Below are 17,399 nucleotides of genomic sequence, written 5' to 3' on the forward strand. Positions count from 1 at the left end.
GATGCCCATCACAGGAGGCTGAACGCAGGTGCTGTTGTGGGGGTGGCGAGGCAGGACGCCGAGCCAGCCGTGCCGGGCCATGGATGGCCCGTCACGGCGTGCCCCCACAACAGCGCCGGAGTGAGGGTACCGGGCGAGCCTAGGCGAGCTCGGCCGTATGGTAGGGCACAGACCTTTTGGGTACTTTTGGGGCGTTTGCCAAAAGTGCCTCGCCGTAAGGGCGAAACCGGTAAATCGCCGTTGCGCATTGAACGGATATGTACCTGGTTCAAGCAACTGGAGTACCGCGTACATATCCGTTTGATGTATCACGGCTCTCTACGAGTTTCCCTGCGCTCAGGCTCCCTCACTCCGGCTGCACCTTCGGTGCACGCAATACGATCTCGGTGATTTCCGATGGCCGCCCCAGTCGAACCGGGAAACCATTCCACAAACCCGTGCCGTTACTCACATACAACTGCATGCCGGCCACTGCATACAGCCCCGAGACGAAGCCTTCGTTAGCCCACTTCGCAATCAGATGCGGACCCAGTATTTGCCCGCCATGGGTGTGCCCCGACAGTTGCAGGTCAACGCCCTGCCCCGCGTTGAGCAGTGCACCGCCCGGGCGATGGCTGAGCAATATGACCGGATCACCCGCCGGAGCGCCTTTGAGGGCCTTGATGATGTCCGGCTCCGGCAACTTGAACGGTTGCGCCGCTTTGTCGGTGACCCCGGCCAGTACCAGATCGCGCCCGTTATGGGTGATCAGCACATGCTCGTTGAGCAGCATATGCAAACCAAGATGCTCAAAGGCCGGCAGCCAGTGCACGTAGTCGACGTAGTACTCGTGGTTACCCGGGATGGCAAACACACCATAACGTGCCCGCAGATCCTTGAGCGGCTGTACGTCGTCGACCCTGGCCCGGGGCGAACCGTCCACCAGGTCGCCGGTGATCAGGATCAGGTCCGGTTTCAGTGCATTGGTTTTGTCCACCACGGCCTGGAGCCAAGGAGCCTGCAACAACCGGCTGGCATGCAGGTCGGTGAGCTGCACAATGCGCAACCCGTCGAGCTCTGCTGGCAGACGTGGCAAAACGATCTCCATGGTTTTGACGTCCGGCACACGAATCGCCTGCCACACACCCACAGCCGACAGGCCCGTGCTGATCAGGCCAAGGGCAATCCCCAGGCGACTGCCGCCCAGCAAGACCCGCCCGGTTCTACCCCGCAGGGCCCAGACCACAATGCCCACCAGATCCCGGATCAACAGCAGCAGCGCCAGCAGTATCAGGCTGGCAAATGCCCACCCCAACACCACAAGCACCTGACCCGGCACCTCGGGGGACGCCATGCTGCCAAAGAAGGTACGGGTGACAAGGTGGTGCTCGGCGATCAACAGCAGCAGAACACCCAGCCCGATCTTGCCCGCCCGGCCCACGGAGAGCGGCCGGACAAAGCGCCAGATCACATAAAGAGCAATGATCGCGGTGATGAAATGAAACATGTTTCCCCCTGCCATAAGCCTGTACGTCTGACTCGCGCACTCTGGCGCAGGAGAGACCGATTTGCACGCGAGCCTGACAACCCGGTCGCAGCAGTGCAAACGGCAATGCTTACAGAATGTATCCAAGGCCTGAATATCGCCCAATGGATCCATTAAAGCCCAACATTCCAATTAACCGTTCGATAATCGGCTATTAATACCAAACAACATTGACCACACAGGCACAGCCGATTACTAATGGATCCATAAAATCAATAACACCTGATTTGGAGATTGGTCATGTACCCAAAAAACACCTGGTACGTCGCGTGCACCCCAGATGAAATTGCCGACAAACCCCTGGGTCGGCAGATTTGCGGTGAAAAAATTGTCTTCTATCGCGCCCAGGAAAACCGGGTCGCCGCGGTCGAGGACTTTTGCCCCCATCGCGGCGCTCCGCTGTCTTTGGGCTATGTCGATAACGGCAATCTGGTATGTGGCTATCACGGCCTGGTCATGGGCTGCGACGGCAAGACCGTGGAAATGCCAGGGCAGCGGGTTCGCGGTTTTCCGTGCAACAAAACCTACGCCGCGGTTGAGCGCTATGGCTTTATCTGGGTCTGGCCCGGCGACCAGGACCTGGCCGACCCCGCACTGATCCATCATCTGGAATGGGCGGTTAGCGATGAATGGGCCTACGGCGGCGGGCTGTTTCATATCAATTGCGATTATCGCCTGATGATCGACAACCTGATGGACCTGACTCACGAGACCTACGTCCACGCTTCCAGCATCGGCCAGAAAGAAATCGACGAAGTTGCCCCGACCACCACCGTCGAAGGCCACGAGGTGGTCACTGCGCGGCACATGGAAAACATCATGCCCCCGCCCTTCTGGCGCATGGCATTGCGCGGTAATAACCTGGCCGACGACGTGCTGGTGGATCGCTGGCAGATCTGCCGCTTTTCACCGCCCAGCCATGTCTTGATTGAAGTGGGCGTGGCCCATGCGGGCAAAGGCGGCTATCACGCAGCCCCCGAGTTCAAGGCGTCGAGCATCGTGGTCGACTTCATCACCCCCGAAACCGAAACCTCGATCTGGTACTTCTGGGGCATGGCGCGCAATTTCAACCCCCAGGACCAGGCCCTCACCGATACGATCCGCGAAGGTCAGGGGCAGATCTTCAGCGAAGACCTGGAGATGCTCGAGCGCCAGCAACAAAACCTGCTGGACCATCCACACCGCGCCCTGCTCAAACTCAATATCGACTCGGGCGGTGTGCAGTCACGCCGGGTACTGGAGCGCATCATCGCCAGCGAACGCTCCCCCGAACCGCAACTGATCGCCAGCGCACAGTAACAACCCGCGCACGGCAGCCGCTGCCGTGCCAGCCTCCCCCATAAGAACAAGGAACCGGCATGATTGATGTGGTGGTGATTTCACGCAAAAACGAAGCGCAGGACATCTGCAGCTATGAGTTGGCCAGTATCGATGACTGCGCCCTGCCCGGGTTCAGCGCCGGCGCACATATTGATGTGCATCTGCCCGGCGGGCTGATCCGTCAGTACTCCCTGTGCAACCATCCCGACGAGCGCCATCGCTATGTGATCGGCGTGCTCAAGGACCCGGCTTCACGGGGCGGTTCGCAAAGCCTGCACGAACAGATCAAGCCCGGCGACCGCCTGCGCATCAGCGAGCCGCGCAATTTATTCGCACTGACCCACGATGCCCGCCGCAGCCTGCTGTTCGCCGGCGGGATCGGGATTACCCCGATTCTGTGCATGGCCGAGCGCCTGGCCCATAGCGGTGCAGATTTCGAACTGCATTACTGCGCACGCTCCAGTACTCGCGCCGCCTTTGTTGAGCGCCTGCGCAATTCGCCTTTCGCTGACCGGGTGTTTCTGCACTTCGACGAACAGCCCGAAACCGCCCTGAACGCCGCCCGGGTACTGACCGACCCACAACTCGACACCCACCTCTATGTATGCGGCCCGGGAGGCTTCATGCAGCACATTCTGGACAGCGCCCGGGCCCAGGGCTGGGAGGAAGCGGCGCTGCACCGCGAGTACTTCGCTGCAGCACCGATGGACAGCAGCAACGACGGCAGTTTTTCCGTCAAGCTGGGCAGCAGCGGCCAGGTATTCGAGATTCCGGCCGACAAAACCGTGGTCCAGGTTCTGGAAAGCCATGGCATCGACATCCCCATGTCTTGCGAACAGGGCGTCTGCGGAACCTGCCTGACCCGTGTACTTGAAGGTGTACCGGATCACCGCGACATGTTCCTCACCGAGCAGGAGCAAGCCTGCAACGATCAGTTCACACCCTGCTGCTCACGCTCGAAATCGCCGCTGCTGGTGCTGGATATCTGAACTCAGTCCGGGCGGTGAATCACTTTCATCCGCTCACTGGCCACCGCCGAGCCAAATATTTCGGCATAACGCAAAGTTGCGTTGGCGTGCTCGCGCATGATGGCTTCGGCGCGGGCACCCTGGCCACTGACCAGGGCATCGAACACCGAGTGGTGCTGCATGTGCGCGTAGTTGAAACGCCGGTACTCGCGCACCATGTCCTTGCGATCGACCGCCAGCGCGGTCACCGAAGCAAATGGCAAGTGATCATTGCGCGCCAGCGCATCGGCAATCGCCGGGTTATGGCTACCCTCGATGATCACCTGATGAAAACGCATGTTCAGATCGTGATAGATCTCAAGATCGTCCTCGGTCACAAAGCCCTTGTCGAACAGCTCATCGCCTTGCATCAGGCACAGTTCGAGGACTTTACGCCCTTCGGCCGACAACCCGCGCTCGGCAGTCTGACGGGCCGCCAACCCTTCCAGCACACCGCGCACCTCTACCGCGCCGGCAATATCATCGGCACTCACCGAGCGCACCTGAAAGCCGCGACCGCCAAAACGCACCAGCAAGCCTTCCTGCTCCAGGGTGCGAAACGCCATGCGCACCGGCATCCGGGACACACCGAACAATTCAGCGGTAGGGATTTCCATCAGGCGCTCGCCCGCGGCAAGCTCGCCTGAGGCAATCATTTTGCGCAGTGCGATCAGCACTAATTGACCGGGCTTGCTCATCCAGACAACTTCCAGAAAACAGGGGCGGCCATAGTAACAGGCACATCCAAAAACCCGTAGGAGCGAGCTTGCTCGCGAGCTTTGCGTGATCAAGAGCTCGCGAGCAAGCTCGCTCCTACGGGCCTGTCGAGGCTATATCGACAATGGATAACTCACGATCACCCGGGTCTGGTCAAAGTCGCTGTTGAAGCTGCGCCGGTTGGTGGCATTGTTGATGCGCAGGCCGAGGTTTTTCAGGGTACCGCTCTGAAAGGTGTAACTGACCTCGGTATCACGTTCCCACTCCTTGCCGTTGGTGCCTTGCTTGGTGGTGGCGTTGTCACCATGTCCATAACGAACCATGGCCAGCAACCCCGGCACTCCCAGTGCGGCAAAGTTGTAGTCATAGCGCGCCTGCCAGGAACGTTCGTCGGCATTACTGAAGTTACCGTTGAACATATCGTTGCCCAGGGTACGGCCACTGCTGCCGTACACCGACATCCAGCCGGTGTCGCCACTCACCCGCTGCAAGCCCAGATACAAGGTATGGCCGCCGGTTGCTGCCGAAAACAGGCCATAGGCCGTGTGGCTGCTGACCTTGCCGATGCGGGCGCTGCCATCATCCTTGTCAATGAAGTAACCAAGATTGGCCCCCAGCACCCAGTCGCCGACCGGTTGCTTGTGCAGCAGATTGAAATAGCTTTGCTGGTAGATATCTTCCAGCTGCGAATGCCACAGCCCCACCTGGGTGCGCTGCTGATTGAAACGGTACTCGGCACCCGCGTAATTGAAGCGGTCGGAGGTTACCCCCGGCGCAGCCCAGGCCGAAAGATCCTGCATATCCGAAGAGTTGCGCAAGCTGACAGATCGGTACTGACCCGCCTGCAACCCCAGCCCTTCGATCTCTTTGGAGACCAGCATGGCACCGCGGAAAGTCTGCGGCAGCAGGCGGCCATCGTCGTAGCGCAACAGCGGAACATCCGGCAGCAGCTCACCGAGCTTCAACTCCGTAGCGGAAAAACGCGCTTTCGCCGCAACCCCGGCACGGCCGAAATTGTCAGCGGCGCGACCGTAATCGTGTACCGGCAGCAATTCCGAACCGCTGGCCAGCCGGCTGCTGTCCAGCTTGACCCCGAACATGGCTATCCCCTCCAGACCAAAGCCCACCGGCCCCGGGGTGTAGCCCGAGTTGAACTTGAGAATAAAACCCTGCGCCCACTCATCCACCTTGCTTTTAGTGGCGCCCGGATCACGGAAGTCACGGTTGAAATAGTAATTGCGCAGCAGCAAGTCGGTGCTCGACCCTTCAAAGAAACCCTCTTGCTGCGCCAGTGCCGAGGCGCAAAAGCTCAACGAGAGCAAGCCGGTCATCATCTTCATTATTATTGTTCTCCGATTATCGGGCGCAGCCGCTCCCCGCAGCTGACACAGTCCGCCCGTTTTAATTGTTATTTGAATCTGCAGGAGCGAGCTTGCCTCGCGATCTTTTCAATCGCACAGGGTTCGCGAGACAAGCCCGCTCCTACAGGCGAAACATGATCAGGCCGACGCCAGCACCGGCTGTGCCTGCGCCGACGATGGCTTGAGCAGCAACAGACAGCCCGCCGCGACCACAAATACGATGGCAAACACTCCATACAAGTGCAGCGGCTGCCAGCCGGCATCCAGCAAAAACCCGGCAGCGATTGGCGACACAATGGCGCCGATACGACCGATCCCGATGCCCCAGCCCACCCCCGTCGCCCGTACGGAGGCGTCATACACCACCGGCGACAGTGCATACAGGCCAGCCACACAGCCGTTGGAAAACATCCCGATCAGCAAGCCCAGCCCCAGGGCAGCCATCACCGAAGACGCCGAGCCGACAAACAGCACCAGCAAACCGGCGGTAATCAGCATGAACAGCGACAGTACACGGGCCAGCGGCCAGCGCGATGACAAGCCGCCAATCAATGCCGCACCGAAGATGCCGCCAACACTCAGCAGTACGCCCCCGGTAATCCCCTGTTGCGCGGAAAGCCCGGCCGACACCAGCAACTTGGGGGTCCAGCTCATCACAAAGTAGAAACCGAACATCACCAGGAAGAACAACAGCCAGATCACCAGCGTGGTGCGACGCATTGCAGGTGCCAGCAGTGCACCCAGGGCATTGCGGTTGCCGGACGGGCTTGCGACCAGCGGTGGCATTTGACTCAGGGGCGGCTGCCCCAGACGCCGGGCCAGACGGTTGATCCGTTGCAAGGCGGTTGCCGGACGACGCGCCAGCAGAAAATCCAGCGACTCGGGCAGCCACAACAGCACCAGCGGAATCACTGCAAAGGTGACCAGCCCGCCGAATACAAACACCGAGCGCCAGCCCCAATGGGTCAGTAACCAGACTGCCAGCAAGCCACCCAGCGTCGCCCCAAGGGCATACCCGGTGGACTGCAGGCTGACCGCCAGGCCGCGCCAGCGCTTGCTCGCATATTCACTGGCAATCACGTTGCTGCTCGCCAGAATCCCGCCAATCCCGAGCCCGGTGAGACCGCGCAACAAAGCCAGTTGCAGCGGACTCTGACTCATGGCTGAAAGCAGCATGCCGCTGCCCGAGATCACCAGGCACAACAGGATCAAAGGTCGACGCCCGATGCGGTCAGCCCAGGGCGCGATAAACAAGGAACCTGCGGCCATACCGAACAAACCGGCACTGAGCAGCAAGCCGATCTGCGCACCGTTGAGTGCCCACTCGGCCGATACCGAAGCCGCTGTGAACGCCATCACCAGCACGTCGAACCCGTCAATCATGTTCAACACAATGCAAATACCGATCGCGAGCAACTGAAAGCGACTCATCGGGCCGTTATCCACGGCGGTTTTCAGCTCCATGGACATGGCTGTGCCTCCGTGTCGCCAAAGACCGGAACCACGCAAAAAACGGTAGTGCACACAGACGTAAAGTCAGCAGAACTCAGGCAGTTCTGCGCCCTGGATAAGCCATTCATGACGAGACCCTTTTTTTGTAGTTTTGATGGGTGACGTTCAGGAGGGGCCCTGCAATCACCTGGCGCTAGTCAACCCGTTAATGGATCCACAGGCAATATGAGGGGACAGTGCAAGGACCGGATATCCTTCAGGGGAGTGGCCTTAATGCGATACATGAATCAGTTTTTTCTCTGTTTATCAATAGCTTGAATAAATACAAAGTCTTCACTATTAGCGTGCGATTATCGACCAATCTCCTTGCGCCCCGGGGCCTAGGGCGATACTTCCAGGTATTCGGCTATCGGTCCCGAGCCATTGGATCCACTAAACCTCAATCACGGGTTCCATCGCAGCCGCAAAAGACGCTCTCAGGATTGAAGAAACACGCTTTGTTTAATGCTTCGCGATGTCAGGATCCAAAGGTTTGCAACACGACCTGGTGCTGTTGCCTGCTATTAAGCTTCGACGCTCACGTACAACAAAAACCGAACCCCCGAGGAACCCCCTGAATGCCATCCACTGCATCTGCCGCTGCAACGCCAACCCGGGGTGTGTTCGGTCTTTTCTGCCTGGGCAGTTACCTGTTGTCGGTGTCTTACGGCACCACCTTCTTGCTGGCCATGGTGCTCAGCGCGCACGGGGGCAGCGAGTCCGACGCCGGCACGATCATTTCGGTGGCCATGCTCAGCACCTTTGCTGCGGTGATTTTTTCCGGGCACCTGACTGATTTGTTCGGCGCGCCAAAAGCCATTGCCGCCGGCGCACTACTGCTGGCAGCAGCGTGCCTGGGCTTCGCCACGGTCCCGACATTTGGCGCTGCGGTGCTGGTATCCGGTTTGCTGCTGGGCTTTGGCTGGGGGGTGTTTTACACCCTGGGCCCGATCATCGTGGCCATGATGATTGAACCCGCGCGCCGGGTTAAATACTTCGCCCTGCTGTCAGGCAGCATGATGAGCGGGATCGGTAGCGGTCCACTGGTCGGACGCGCTGGCGAGGCAATGGGCTATCCGGTGGAATCGGCGTTTGTGGTGGCTACCGTCGCCAGCCTTCTGGGCGGCCTGGTATTTGTGTTGCTCGGCCCGAAAATAAAACGCCAGAGCGCCACTGTCGGCCCCGTCAGTGTGTGCAAAATCACCCTGCCGGCCGCGCGTCTGGTACTGCGTTCAAAGGCTGTATGGGCGATTGTCATGGTCGGCCTGGGCGGTGCGATCTTCGGCGGGCTCTCGAGTTTTCAAACCTCTTACGCCAGTCTCATGCAGCTGGACTATTCGTTGTTTTTCCTGGGATTCATGGGCGCGGCCATTTCCTGCCGGCTGTTGATCGCAGGCTTTATCGTCAGGCGCGACCCCTACGTGATGGCCTGCATCCTCACGGCCATGATCGTAGCCTCGGTGTTGATGTTCATGTTCTGCGTCAATTCGGCCAGCACTTATTTGTTGGCCGCGATGACCCTGGGTGTGGGTTACGGCCTGACCTACTCGGTGATCAATGGCCAGGCTGCCAATGAAGCGCCCCCCGGGCACACGGCGCAGTCACTGGTGCTGTTCAGCCTGGCTTATTTTGTCGGAGTGTTCGGGTTTCCATGGCTGGCCGGGCACGTGATCGTCAACTACGGCATCCCTGCCCTGCTGTCGATCATTCTGCTGATCGCCCTGTGCAACTGGTCGATTACCCTGGGCCGGTTGCTGTGGCGGCGCCTGTCTCGGAACGCTTGTGGCAGTCCTGCCAAACCTCGCGCATCAACGCCTTGAGCATCAGGGCTTCGTCCCAGCGATCACTGATGTCACGCCCGTCTGCACCGGTGATGGCATAGGGCGGCGGGCCCAGTTCACAGGTGAAGGACAGGCTTGGGGGCGTGTCCGGGCGGGCCAGCCAGTCCTCTATCCCGTATTGCCACCAGCCCACAAAGCGCTGCAACCAGGGCTGATGCCGGGCAAAGCTGATGGGCACCTGCACCTGCTCGCTACAGGCGACACGGCCGTGAAAGCCCCAACTGTTTCGCAAAATGGTGTGGATCATGGCGTCGTCCTCGGCGCTGGCCTGCAGCGGCAACTCACGGCCGACCACGTAGTGGGACAAGTCAGCCAGCAACTTGAGGTCGGGCATCTCGGCCAGCAGATCCAGGGTAAAAAACAGGTCATTGGTCAGTCGATAGCGATGGGTTTCCAGCAGCACCGCAAAGTCCACCTGTTCGGCCAGCCGCTGCCAGCCTTCGGCCAGTTTCACCGCCTGAGACAGGCTGCGCGGCCGCACATCAGCCTGTAGCGTCAGGTGATGGCAGCCGTATTGGGTGGCCACGTCCAGTGCGGCCGCCAGATCATCCACCGATTGTGGAAACACCTGACCTTCGATCTGCAGCCCCCGGGCACTGGCGGCGCGGTGCAGGCGTGCAGCAGGCTGGGGCAGCCAAAAGTGATCGGTGACCCCGTCAAACCCGGCGGCCGCTATTTTATCCAGCTGGGCTTCCAGGGGCTGGTCGCATTGGCCGTTGTGATCCTGCATGGCCCAGAGTGACTGAAACACCAGAAATTCACGCATATCAGTTCCTCAACAGTTGTTTGAGCGACACGCCGGCATCCATCAGTGCAGGCACCTGAAGCGGTGTACCGCAGGCGATCAGGCGTTCGCAGAGCTTGATATCCCTGGCAATGCTGTTGCCCATGCCCCAGCCGCAAGCACCCAGCAAACGCTGCCCGGCATCGAGGTAGAACAGTACAAAGCCACCGTCTGCCGTGGCCCGGCTGGCGGAGGGCTCAGCGCTGCTGATCTGCCCCGTGGTTTGTAAACCCCAGTCATAGTGGTCGGACCAGAACCCCGGAATGCTGTTGAAGGGCAGCCCGGCGCCCAACAGATTGAGGGCGGCGTGATGGCCCTGGTGCTCGGCATTACGCCAGGTTTCCTGACGCTGGAACTCACCGCCGGGGTGCAGGCGAAATTCACATACATCACCCGCAGCAAAAATATCCGCCGCGCTGCTCTGCAATTGCCCATCGACCCGAATGCCCTGCCCCACATCGAGCCCGGCGGTCCTGGCCAGCTCGACATTAGGTTGCATGCCGATCCCCACTACCAGCAGATCACAGGGCAGGCACTGGCCGTCCACCAGTTGTACCGCCTCGGCCCGCTCGCCGCCCAGCACCGCTTCAATGGCCACGTTCAAGCGCACATCAACACCCCGGGCCCGATGCAAATCCAGCAACACCCCGGACAAGCGCTCGGGCAACACCCGCCCGGCCAGACGCGGCCCGGCTTCAAGCAAGGTCACACTGCAGCCCAGGGACCGCGCCGTCGCGGCCACTTCCAGGCCGATAAAGCCGCCGCCTACAACCACCAGCCGCGAGCCGGGGCGCAATCCGTTGCGCAGGGTCAGAGCTTCATCATGGGTGCGCAAATACAGCACATTGGCCATATGCTCCGGCACGTTGGGCAAGCGCCGTGCCCGTCCACCCGTTGCCAGCAACAACCGCCCGTAGGCCAGCCAGCTGCCATCGGCCAGTTGCAACCCATGCTGCGCCGGTGCCAGCGACAGCACCGGACCGGCCGTCCAGTGTTCAATGTCCAGCTCACCCAGCCGGGTGCTGTCGCACAGGCTGCAACCCGCCAGGTCGGTGGTGCCCTGCAGCAACCCCTTGGACAGTGGTGGCCGTTCATAAGGTGCATGGGCTTCGTCACCGATCAGGATCAAACGCCCGCTGTATCCCTCGCTGCGCAAGGTCAGGGCCGCACGCCCGCCGGCATGGCCGGCGCCGATAATCACCAGTGGAGCATTGACTGTATTCATGGTCTGGCTCCCCGCTCTCAAGTCGGTACGCCAAGATACAAACGTCCGGCCTCGACCCGTACCGGATAGGTCTTGAGGTTGACGCACACCGGAGCCCCAAGCGCCTTGCCCGAACGGTAATCAAAACGCCCGTTATGTTTGGGGCACTCGATGACATGGTCCATCACCAGCCCGTCTGCCAGGTGGATGGACTCATGGGTACACAGCCCGGCAGTGGCGAAAAACTCGCTATCGGCCGACCGGTACACGGCATAGGTGTGCTGGCCGTGGTCAAAACGCATTACATCTTCTTCATCTATGTCGTCCACGCAGCAGACGTCGATCCATTGCTCGCTCATGATCTTCTCTCTTGTAGTTGTGGTCGCGATCAGCCGGGGACAGCCTGGTTTTGCCCTGGCGCAGCAGTGCGCGGCCCTGTGGGACGATCAATGAAATAACCGGGGTCTTTACGCTGTTGCATAACGGTCGGGATGATTTCCTTGAAGGCAGCAAGCAGGTCTGGATACGGCGGCGGACAGTCGTGGCGGATTTCCTCATGCAACTGTGCCAGGGCGTGGTAAGGCACCATCGGATACATGTGGTGCTCAAGGTGATAGTTCATGTTCATGTAGATAAAGCGCAGCAGCGGGTTCATGTAAATCGTCCGGCAGTTACTGCGGTGATCCAGTACATCCTCGGCCAGCCCCACATGCTGCGACAGCCCGAACAGGTAGGACAGCCACGCGCCATACAGGCTTGGCAGGCCGATAAACATCAGTGGCAACCAGCTGTGCTGATACAGCGCCAGTCCGATCACCAGGGCGTAAATCACCAGCCAGATCCGCGCCGTGCGCACCACTGCCGGCCATTCAGACTGCGGAATAAAGCTCTGCTCTTCGTCATCCATACGCCCGGCTGCATGGCGCAATACCGAGCGCAGGGTATTGAACCCATGGGGCAGATTGAACAGGCTCAGCGCCATGCGCACCAGACTTGGTGGACGCGGCTCGACGATTTCCGGATCGCGCCCCACCACGATAGTGTCGGTGTGATGACGGGTATGGCTCCAGCGCCAGACATGAGGCTCGAACAGGCACATGAAGCTGGCGACCTGATACACCGCATCGTTCATCCAGCGGGTTTTGAACGCCGTGCCGTGGCCCATTTCATGCCAGCGCGCATTGGAGGCGGTGCCATACAACACCCCGTAGGCAATAAAAAATGGCACACAGGCCCAGGAGCCCCAGAACCAGTAGCCACCGAACCCGGTTGCCAGCAGCGCCAGAATCCACAACGCGGTGTCACGCAGGGCCGGGCCATCGCGACGCTGCATCAATTCCTTGAGGCGCTTGCGGGAGATCGGGCATTGATACCAGCTGGCCGAGACCAAGCCTTTTTCGGCAGCCCTCGCGGCTTCAGGGCCGGTCAATCGATAGTCGCGGTGTTCGGTTGAACTGGAGTGGGACATGGCAGTTTCTCCGCTGGCTTGATTATTGTTCTGGAGAAAATATAAGCAGCCATGCCATGGCCCTCAATGCCTTGAATAGATTCCCTATCAAGCTATCATCGTGGCCCAGTGCAGCTTGATAGTTTTCTATCAAGGCCTTCTTCAAGGCTGACCATGGACAACAATAAACGCCCCACCATCGCCACCGTTGCCGCTCAGGCAGGGCTGAGTGTGGCCACCGTAGACCGGGTGCTCAATGCCCGGGCCCCGGTCAACCCGGACACTGCCGAACAGGTGTTCCAGGCCGCCGAAGCAGTCGGTTATTTCGCCGCGCGCCTGATTGGCCAGCGCATCCGCGAGCGCCGCCCCACTTATCGCTTCGGCATTCTGCTGCTGGGTACTGCCCAGGCGTTCTACGGCAATCTGGCGGCCGCCATTGGCGAAGCGGCCCGCCGTCAGCTCGAGGCCAACCTGAGCTGCCATTTCGAGTACGTGATCGACCGCAGCCCCGGCGCCATCGTGGCGCAAATCGAGCACATGGCAGTGCAGTACGATGGCCTGGCGGTGGTCAGCTTCACCCATCCGCAGATCAATGCCTGCATTGCCCAGATTCGAGAAGCCGGAGTGCCGGTGATTGCCCTGCTGTCAGACATCCACGAACAGGCGCAGGAGGCCTATGTCGGCGTGGACAATCTCCAGGTGGGCCGCACCATGGGCTGGTTGCTGGCCCATACCTGCAATGCGCGCAAGGGCAGCATCGGCGTATTGCTGGGCGGCCACCGCTTCCAGGGGCATCAGGCGCGGGTCGATGGCTTGCGCAGTTACCTCACAGAGCATGCACCGGGGCTCAAACTGCTCGATCCGCTGATCAATATGGACAACGATGACGTGACCGAAGAAGCGGCCCTCGACCTGCTGGCCCGGCATGCCGATTTACGCGGCCTGTGCGTGGTCGGCGGCGGTGGTGACGGCATCATCCGCGCCCTGGCCCAGTTGCCCGCTCGCCCGGGCCTGTGCAGTATCTTGCCGGAGTCCACGCAGCTGTCGCAGCAGGCGCTCAAGCAGGGGTTGATTCGCATAGTGGTGGACTCCCAGCCCGGGCTGATCGCCACGGCGCTGATGGACCTGCTGGTAGAACTGCAAACAGCGCCGCAGTTTGATCCGTTGCGTCACCGCATCCATGTGCCGCTGCAGATCGTTACCAGCGAGAACCTGTGACCCGCCCATCCCGTGCAACGAAACCCAGACAGCTTTGCAGGTGCACCTTGGCTGCAATCGTGCAGCTTCTTGTCGCGAAGACACCTACAGCCCTTGCTCATTGTTTCCCTTAAGTCTGCGCTTCTATGTTGCCACTCCGTTTCAGCGAACCAAGGAGTAGCAACCATGTTTGACCCCTCTGGAAATACCCCCGACATCCAGTCCGCCGCCAGCCTGCTCAGCAGCGGCGATGTGTATTCCGGGGCCTACAACTTTATGAGCAGCATCAGTGCCGGCGTCGATCCGCGCACCGGTGCGTTCTCGGCCTCGATCAGCCTGCCCACCGGCGCCGCCAATGATTTGCGCGGGCCCATCGGCCAATTGCATCTGAGCCATAGTCCGTTGATGGCTGCCGACCAGGGCTTTGGTCTGGGCTGGATGCTCGGCACCACCTCCTGGGACGGAGCCAGCCAGCAACTGCAGCTCAATTCCGGCGAGCGCTTTCGCGGTGAGATTGTCGGCCAGAGCATGCGTTTCCCCGATGTGCGCTTGCCGGTGGTAACGGTCACGGTGCAGCGTCAGGAAATGTGGGTCCGGCATAACGATGGCAGCTGTGAACGCCTGATCCCGCTGGCCGGACACCCGAGCCTGTGGGTGGTCAGCACCCTGGTGGGCGCCGATGGCAGCGCCCTGAATTTTGACTGGCGTTCGGTTGGCAATGGGGCTTACCTGCAAAAGGTCAGCGATGCCCGGGGCCGCACTGTGCTGGCTCTGGCCTACGAGGGCGTGACAACCCATCTGACCTTACAGCCGGATACCCCCGCACAGGTGGTGATGTCTTTTCACCGGGTCTCCGGGCAGTTGCGCCGGGTAACGGTGGACGGACTTCCCGACAGTGGCTGGCAGTTTGAGTACAGCACTGCGACTTCCGGATTACTGCTGCTGAGCAAATGTACCCAGCCCACCGGCAGCACCGAGGAAGTGACCTACAGCGAGAGCAATGGTTTGAACTTGCCGGCCGGTGCTCCGTTCCCACGGATGCCGGTGGTCAGTCAGACCCGCAAGGACCCGGGGGACGGCCAGCCGGTGCAACTGGTTCGCTATGACTATGGGCTGTACGGCAGCAATAACTATTTTGGCTGGCCGGCGGTACGTCAGTGGCGTAATCGCGAAGACAACCTCTACCACCTGACCGGTGCCGGCGATTTTCTTTATGGCTCCACCGAAACCCTGATGGATGCCCGGGGGATTGTTTTACAAACAGTGTCCCGCACCTTTAACCGCTTCCACCTGCTGACCCGTGAACGCACGCAACAGGGCCAGACGCTGCAGGAAACCGAGACCACCTATTACGACGAGCCCTGGCTGCCCATTGCCCGGCAACTGCCGTATTTCCAGTTCCCGCACAAGGTCATTACCCGTAAGGCGCAGCTGGATGGCCAACGGGTACTGCGAGAACTTGTTACCGAGGAAGAAACCCGCTACGACGAACTGGGTAACCCGGTGTGGCACCGCAATGTCCTGGGTGGAATAGAAGAGTCAGAGTACTACCCGGTAACCGGTGAGACCGGCAACTGCCCGGCCGACCCACTGGGCCGTATCACCCGCCTGAAAAGTCGTACGGTCAGCCCGCCACCCGGCACCGAAGGGCCAGTCAAACAGACCCGATATCGCTATCAATCCCTGCCCGTGCGTGGGGATGCCCCGGGGTTTGCATTACCGACTTTTATCCAGAGCAGTGAAGAACGTTTGTTGCTGGTTGAGGGCAATCAGTCCATCGAGCTGGGCCGCTCGACGCAAAGTTTCATTAACGATCCGGCCTCGCCCCATCACGGCCGTATGCTCAGTGAAACCCAAAGGGTACAGGGCAAAAGCACAATCCGCGCCTACAGCTACAGCCTCACTCAGGCGCGCAACGCCCGCTCGCTGGAGCGTGCCGTACTCCAGGAAAAGGTCACGATCACCAGCCACGACGGACATAAATCCAGCTCCCAATCCTCACAGGATCTGTACTCGGGGCTAATGGTCACCGAACAGACCGACGAGCAGCTGCGCATGGCCTTTGCCCACGATCCCCTGGGCCGTGTGACTCAGGAAGTCGCGGCTCCGGATTCGGCCTTCGAGGCCAAGGTCAACTGGACCTATTCGTTGTCGGCCAGCGAGCGCTGCCAGACCCGAATCGGCGCTTCCGGACGTAAGGAAACTGTCTGGCTCGATGGCATGGCCAGGGAAATCCGCCGTGAAAAACAAACCGACAGCGGTGAGACCTATACCGCCTGGACCGCCGAATATGACGTGCTGGGCCGGGTGTTCCGTGAAACCAGCTACGACCCGGGTAACGAAGACGTCCCGGCCCTGAGCCTGACCACTGAACGCACCTTTGATGACTGGGGAAATGTGCTGACCGAAACCGGCGCAGACGGTGTCACCCAACATACCCTGGCCGACCCGGTAGCCCTGACCGGCAGCAGTTGGCAGACCGATGCCAAGGGTGTGGCCGGGGCCAGAACCGTGACCACCCACACCCTGGATGGCAAGCCGCTGACCGAGCAATTATTTTGCGCCCAAGGGGAGTTGCAACACACCTTGCGCTGGAGCTATGACGGGTTGGGCCGCTGTATCAGCCAGTCCGATGCCATGGGCCTGGAGACCCGACAGCAGTGGGATGTACGGGACCGACTGCTGTCCACCACCTTGCCTGACGGCAGTGTCATCAAGCGCACCTATGCCCAAGGCCATGACAGTGATTTACCGGCCACGGTCTCGATCACTCATCCGTCTTTGGGCAGTAATGAAGTCCTGCTGGGCGAGCGCAAATATGACGGCCTGGGCCGACTGGTGTGGGAAAAGGTCGGGCAGAGTGTCTCTGAATGGGAATATGCCGAAGGAGAAATCCACGCCCATACCCAAATCCTGCCCGACGGTACCCGGGTGAAGAGTGAGCGCCAACCGGAACTGGGCGGTGCATTGCTGTCGCTGCAAGCCCCCGGCATCAGCGTGTTCAATCAATACGATCCGCTAAGCGGCCTTTTACTGGAATCCCGGGGCAATCTGGGTCTGCAAAAAGATCACTGGTCTCCCTCAGGCCAACTGAGCAAAGCCGACTACGCCTGGCACGGTGATCAGCCGCGCTCGCAACAACAAAGCACCACCCCGGCGGGCACAGTGACGCGTCTGACCGATGCCGACGGTGCCGAACAGCGCTGCCAGTACGACGAATTGGGTCGCTTGATTCAACAGCAAGGCCCTGACGTCACGGTCACCCTCTCCTACGATGCAGCCTCGCGGATTCACCAGCAGCGAACCCAATCAAACGATGGCTCGCGGGATATGACCGTAACCCTGGGCTACGACAGCCTGGGTCGCCCGGCCCGTCGTGAAACGGCTACCCGAACGCCGAATGCACAGCATGTAGAAGTGCAGACCCAGCAATGGCGCAAAGACGGCAAGCTGACCCGGCGCGAACTGACCCGTGACGGCACACTGGTGCGCGGTGAAAGCTTCG

The 17,399-nt window shown here is 60.4% G+C and carries 13 protein-coding genes; 5 read left to right on the top strand and 8 right to left on the bottom strand.

Features of this window, described 5'->3' with window-relative positions; all coding sequences use genetic code 11:
* Positions 1-346: 346 nt before the first annotated feature.
* Positions 347-1,486 (bottom strand): metallophosphoesterase, encoded by a 1,140-nt coding sequence (locus JQ845_RS22595; RefSeq protein WP_203009494.1) that lies wholly within the window; start codon positions 1,484-1,486, stop codon positions 347-349.
* Positions 1,487-1,765: 279 nt separating this feature from the next.
* Between JQ845_RS22595 and JQ845_RS22600 the strand changes: the two genes are divergently transcribed.
* Both JQ845_RS22600 and JQ845_RS22605 read left to right on the top strand, forming a co-directional pair.
* Complete coding sequence (locus JQ845_RS22600; protein ID WP_003444870.1) at positions 1,766-2,824, top strand: aromatic ring-hydroxylating oxygenase subunit alpha; 1,059 nt, start codon at positions 1,766-1,768, stop codon at positions 2,822-2,824.
* A 59-nt stretch (positions 2,825-2,883) separates the two neighbouring features.
* On the top strand, positions 2,884-3,834 hold the full coding sequence (locus JQ845_RS22605; RefSeq protein ID WP_203009495.1) for a PDR/VanB family oxidoreductase: 951 nt from the start codon (positions 2,884-2,886) through the stop codon (positions 3,832-3,834).
* 2 nt (positions 3,835-3,836) lie between these two features.
* On the opposite strand, the gene JQ845_RS22610 is transcribed toward JQ845_RS22605, so the two are convergent.
* The 3 genes from JQ845_RS22610 to JQ845_RS22620 all read right to left on the bottom strand — a co-directional run bounded on the left by JQ845_RS22610 (position 3,837) and on the right by JQ845_RS22620 (position 7,400).
* The gene (locus JQ845_RS22610) at positions 3,837-4,550 is read right to left on the bottom strand and encodes a GntR family transcriptional regulator (RefSeq protein ID WP_003444865.1); all 714 of its coding nucleotides are present in this window, start codon (positions 4,548-4,550) and stop codon (positions 3,837-3,839) included.
* A 132-nt stretch (positions 4,551-4,682) separates the two neighbouring features.
* The gene (locus JQ845_RS22615) at positions 4,683-5,909 is read right to left on the bottom strand and encodes an OprD family porin (RefSeq protein WP_203009496.1); all 1,227 of its coding nucleotides are present in this window, start codon (positions 5,907-5,909) and stop codon (positions 4,683-4,685) included.
* 159 nt (positions 5,910-6,068) lie between these two features.
* Positions 6,069-7,400 carry an MFS transporter gene (locus JQ845_RS22620; RefSeq protein ID WP_003444860.1) on the bottom strand — a complete coding sequence of 444 codons (1,332 nt, stop codon included), beginning with the start codon at positions 7,398-7,400 and terminating at the stop codon, positions 6,069-6,071.
* 599 nt (positions 7,401-7,999) lie between these two features.
* Between JQ845_RS22620 and JQ845_RS22625 the strand changes: the two genes are divergently transcribed.
* Complete coding sequence (locus JQ845_RS22625) at positions 8,000-9,241, top strand: MFS transporter (RefSeq protein WP_003444859.1); 1,242 nt, start codon at positions 8,000-8,002, stop codon at positions 9,239-9,241.
* Here the strand turns inward: JQ845_RS22625 and JQ845_RS22630 are convergent.
* The 4 genes from JQ845_RS22630 to JQ845_RS22645 are packed head-to-tail and all read right to left on the bottom strand — an operon-like array spanning position 9,159 to position 12,718.
* On the bottom strand, positions 9,159-10,028 hold the full coding sequence (locus JQ845_RS22630; protein ID WP_127197086.1) for a sugar phosphate isomerase/epimerase family protein: 870 nt from the start codon (positions 10,026-10,028) through the stop codon (positions 9,159-9,161). The two genes, JQ845_RS22625 and JQ845_RS22630, sit on opposite strands and share 83 nt — an antisense overlap.
* Position 10,029: 1 nt before the next feature.
* Positions 10,030-11,271, bottom strand: a complete 1,242-nt coding sequence (locus tag JQ845_RS22635; protein ID WP_202210551.1) for an NAD(P)/FAD-dependent oxidoreductase — start codon at positions 11,269-11,271, stop codon at positions 10,030-10,032.
* A 17-nt stretch (positions 11,272-11,288) separates the two neighbouring features.
* A complete protein-coding gene (locus JQ845_RS22640; RefSeq protein ID WP_003444856.1) occupies positions 11,289-11,609 on the bottom strand; it encodes a MocE family 2Fe-2S type ferredoxin in 321 nt (106 codons plus the stop codon).
* A gap of 29 nt (positions 11,610-11,638) precedes the next feature.
* Positions 11,639-12,718, bottom strand: coding sequence for a fatty acid desaturase family protein (locus tag JQ845_RS22645; RefSeq protein WP_202210550.1), 1,080 nt, complete (start codon positions 12,716-12,718; stop codon positions 11,639-11,641).
* A gap of 153 nt (positions 12,719-12,871) precedes the next feature.
* Between JQ845_RS22645 and JQ845_RS22650 the strand changes: the two genes are divergently transcribed.
* Together JQ845_RS22650 and JQ845_RS22655 are read left to right on the top strand one after the other, a co-directional pair.
* Positions 12,872-13,915, top strand: a complete 1,044-nt coding sequence (locus JQ845_RS22650; protein ID WP_003444854.1) for a LacI family DNA-binding transcriptional regulator — start codon at positions 12,872-12,874, stop codon at positions 13,913-13,915.
* A 165-nt stretch (positions 13,916-14,080) separates the two neighbouring features.
* A partial coding sequence (locus JQ845_RS22655) for an RHS repeat protein (RefSeq protein ID WP_203009497.1) occupies positions 14,081-17,399 on the top strand: 3,319 nt, incomplete at its 3' end.

Origin of the sequence: Pseudomonas paraversuta, from assembly GCF_904063065.1 — a bacterium.
GTDB classification, from domain to species: Bacteria; Pseudomonadota; Gammaproteobacteria; order Pseudomonadales; family Pseudomonadaceae; genus Aquipseudomonas; species Aquipseudomonas paraversuta.